This is a genomic window from Peptidiphaga sp., from assembly GCF_057238965.1.
Genome location: NZ_DBHHEV010000042.1, coordinates 17110 through 20460, shown reverse-complemented (window position 1 = coordinate 20460; position 3351 = coordinate 17110). Strand labels below are relative to the sequence as shown.

The window sequence follows — 3351 nt, the reverse complement described above, 5'->3', positions numbered from 1 at the left end:
CGGCGACGAAGTTGCCGACCTCCGCGTGGGCGTACTTGACCGAGCATCCCATCTGCGCGAGGTGATAGAGCGCCTCAGTGCGCACCTCCTCCCATTTCGAGAAGGGCGAGGCCTCGTGGTACCCGCGCTGCGGCTCGACCGGGAACAGGCTCTCCCGCGGGGAGAACAGGTAGTACTCGAGCTCGCCGAGGGCTTCGAGCCGGCAGCCCGTTGCGTCCTCCAGAGCGTCCTGCGCCTTGCGCAAAACCTGCTGAGGCGCGCTGGCCAACGGATTTCCATTGACGTCGTAGAACCCGCACATGATGTCGAGGCTCGGTATCGGATTGAAGGGGTTGAGGAATGCGGTGCGCAGTTGCGGCACGACGTAAAGGTCCGAGCTGACGGCGTCGACGAAATCGAAGAGCGAGGAGCCGTCCACTCGCTCCCCCATCGTCAGCACCCTCTCGAGGTGGGCGGCGGACTGGATTGCAAAATTGAGGGTTTTGAGCCTGCCGTCGCCGCCGACGTAACGCAGGTTGAGCATCGGTATGTCGCGCTCGCGGACGAATCGAAGGATATCGGCCCGCGTGAACTTCTCCGCGGGCTTGCCGAGTTCTTGGACGAGCGGGTTTGGATTCAAAGCCAGAGAGTCGGCCTCGAGCATGTGTTTCTCCTAGCGGCTGGGCGACGTCGAACAGACGCGGTTTACACCGAATTGGCGGGATAAACGAGATTATCGCAGATGCTCCGAAACCGGCCAATCGACGGTCGCCTTTGGCTGGCGCGCAATCCAAGGAGAAGCCGTCGCGGACGCGGCGCCTGCGAACGCATGGCCCTGAACGGCAAGCGCGGGTCCGGGCCTGAAGGAACGCACTCCGCCGGCCGCCGCCCACAGCAATGCAGTCCCCATGTCTGCTTCCTTTTCACGGGCCTTTTCGCTTTTCACGCGCCTTTTCGCGACGCCTTCGACTCACGCGCTTGGGCCGGCGGGCGCTCCGCTAGAGTCCGGCAGCCCCTCCGCAAGAACGCGGTCGAGCTCTTGGCGCATGCGGCCTTCCTCGTCGCTGCCGTTCGTTCGAAACGACAGAACCTTGACCCCGTACAGGCTGAGTATGGACTGCTTGAGCCCATCGCGTCTGAGCTGCAAAGGTTTGTCTTCGTGGAAAGCGGTTCCGTCCACCTCGATGGCCAGCAGGGCGCGGCGGGTCACGGTGTGGTAGACGACGAAGTCGACGGCCGACGTCGAACGGACGAACTTCCGCTGGCGCTCGCTCAAAAGCGCTAAGTCAGGAACGAGGTCGCGAAGCCGCACCTGAAAGGCCACGTCCAGCCAGCCTTCGTACTTGGACTCGCCGAGCAGGTCCTTGAGCAGGGTGTACATGATGTTCTCTGACTTGTATTTGCTTTTGCCCCGCAGGCCGGAGGCGAACTTCGCCAACCTCTCGGAATGTTTGCGGTACAGGAGGTCGAAAACGGACACGATGCGGCTTTCAACCACCTGATCCGGGCACTGATAGCGAATGTAGTCGGCGAGGGCGGAGATGTTGACGCTCCCCCTCATTTCACCGTCGTCGGTCACGAGGACGAACCGCTCTTTGGCCCGAGAGACCGCGACATTGATGAGACGGGGGTCGTCCGCGAAGCTGAGAGCCCTGCGTCCGTCGCGAGACTCGTCGAGGACCGTGCTGAAGACCATCGTGCGAGCGCCCCTGCCTTGGAATTTGTGAACGGTTTCTGAGAGCCACCCGCCGTCGGCCTCGCCTTCCACGCGCCCGCCGAAGGCGTCCTCGAGCGCCTGATCGAGGCGGTCGGCGTGGAGCCGGAAGGGCGCTGCGAAGCCGACTTCGAGGTCGCTTCCCCTCCGCACATTGAGATCGGCGGGAGAAATGCCGCATTCGGCGAGCGTTTCCCGCATGACGACGTCGATCTCCCGCTGGTTGTACCTGCCTTTGACCGGGCCCCGGGCGATGCGGCGACAATGGTTTCCCGGCGCCGTCTTGAACATGGCCAGGGACGGCCCGGCGGCCTCGCCCGGCCTGTCCGCCAGGGGAATGAGCTGGCCGCCGTAGAACATTCCGTTGCAAAAGCCAATGATCTCCGGTGCACACCTGAAGTGCTCGCGCAGCATCGTCTGCGGCAGTCTCTCGCCGTAGAGTTCCTTGACCGATTCCAGGATCGAGAGCTCTCCGACGTCGTACGCCGGGTCCGGAGGGGCGGGAAGGGCCTTGGCCCACTTCTTGTCGAGCACGGGCGCGAGTTGTTTGAGGTCGCCGACTACAACCACGTTGCGGGCGCGGCTGAGCGCCAGTGCGGCGCTGAGAACGTCCGTCAGCGTCGCTTCGTCGATGATCAGCCAGTCGAGGAGGGTTCCCTCCGCGAGGTTGCTGCGAATCGAATGGCATGTGGTCAGCACAACCGGGTATTCGCGCAGGAGGTCTTTCGTTTGCCTGCGAAGGCCTTCATCGTCGAAGCTTTTTCTTGCCGCGCCGCGATACCGGCGGCGCAATGCGTCGTCGAGAGCCTGGCGAGACAGCGTCTTGTGCCGCTTTCGAACGGATTCCTCGTCGGCCCGGGCAAGGGTTTCCTCGAGGAGCCTTCTGCGCTCCTCCAACTCCTCAAGGCTCCGGGTGTAGAAGGCCCGTTGCAGGCGAAGGACGACGTCGGCGTCCCTCGGGTCGAGGCTTTTGAGCGATCCGTATTCGAAGTGCCTGCGGATGCGGCCGACGATGCCCGAAAGGCCGCCCGGCGGCTCCGCCCGGACGGCAGTTTCCGCGAGGTACTTGACGATCTTGTCGGAGGATTTGCGCAGCAGAGGCAGTCCCTCGAGGTCGGCGAAGCGCTCGCCGCGCATGCGGCGCTCAAAATGCGAAAACTCCAGTGCGCATTCCTCGATGGAACGCCGCACCTCGGCGAGCTCGCGGCTGGCCCGCCATATGCCGACGAGCCTGCTTTCCGCTTCGGCGATCTCGGAATCGACGTTCCGCCCGCCGACGTTCCGCCCGCCGACGTTCGGCTCGGCGGCACTCGGCCCGGCGCGCCGCAGACCGTCGTCCCGGCCGTCGGCCTTCGAGCCGTCGCTTTGAAGGCCGCCCGCCTGACGGGCGCCGTCCGCAGCCTCCGAGTCCACGCGGGCTGCTCCGTCGTGGCTGCGCGCCGTCCGCCCTGCCTTCCAGTTCGCCAGCGCGCGCATTCTCGACTCTTGCCCCCGAAGAAACTCCGCGACCATTCGTTTGTTTCCGAGCCGGGCGGCCACGAATCCAAGCCCCGCCTCGTCAAGCTTGTCTCGAACGTTGTCGACTGCGGCATTGCTGAAGGAGACGATCCCCGCCGTCAGTTTCGAGGGCTGAAGGAGAGTGGCAACGATGTTGAGGA

General features: G+C 64.4%; 3 protein-coding genes. All 3 read right to left on the bottom strand.

The window, feature by feature from the left end; genetic code table 11:
• Positions 1 to 643 (bottom strand): glutamine synthetase beta-grasp domain-containing protein (locus ACO48X_RS06455; protein ID WP_485001285.1); only part of this gene is annotated, 643 nt, incomplete at its 3' end.
• A 69-nt stretch (positions 644 to 712) separates the two neighbouring features.
• Positions 713 to 889, bottom strand: a complete 177-nt coding sequence (locus ACO48X_RS06450; protein WP_485001284.1) for a hypothetical protein — start codon at positions 887 to 889, stop codon at positions 713 to 715.
• Between the two features lie 60 nt (positions 890 to 949).
• Positions 950 to 3351, bottom strand: a 2402-nt coding sequence (locus tag ACO48X_RS06445; protein WP_485001283.1) for an AAA domain-containing protein, incomplete at its 5' end; no start/stop codon positions are given.

Bases quoted from the DNA above. Each gene is read 5' to 3' on its own strand.
- ACO48X_RS06450 (WP_485001284.1), bottom strand. From the start codon at position 889: ATGGGGACTGCATTGCTGTGGGCGGCGGCCGGCGGAGTGCGTTCCTTC.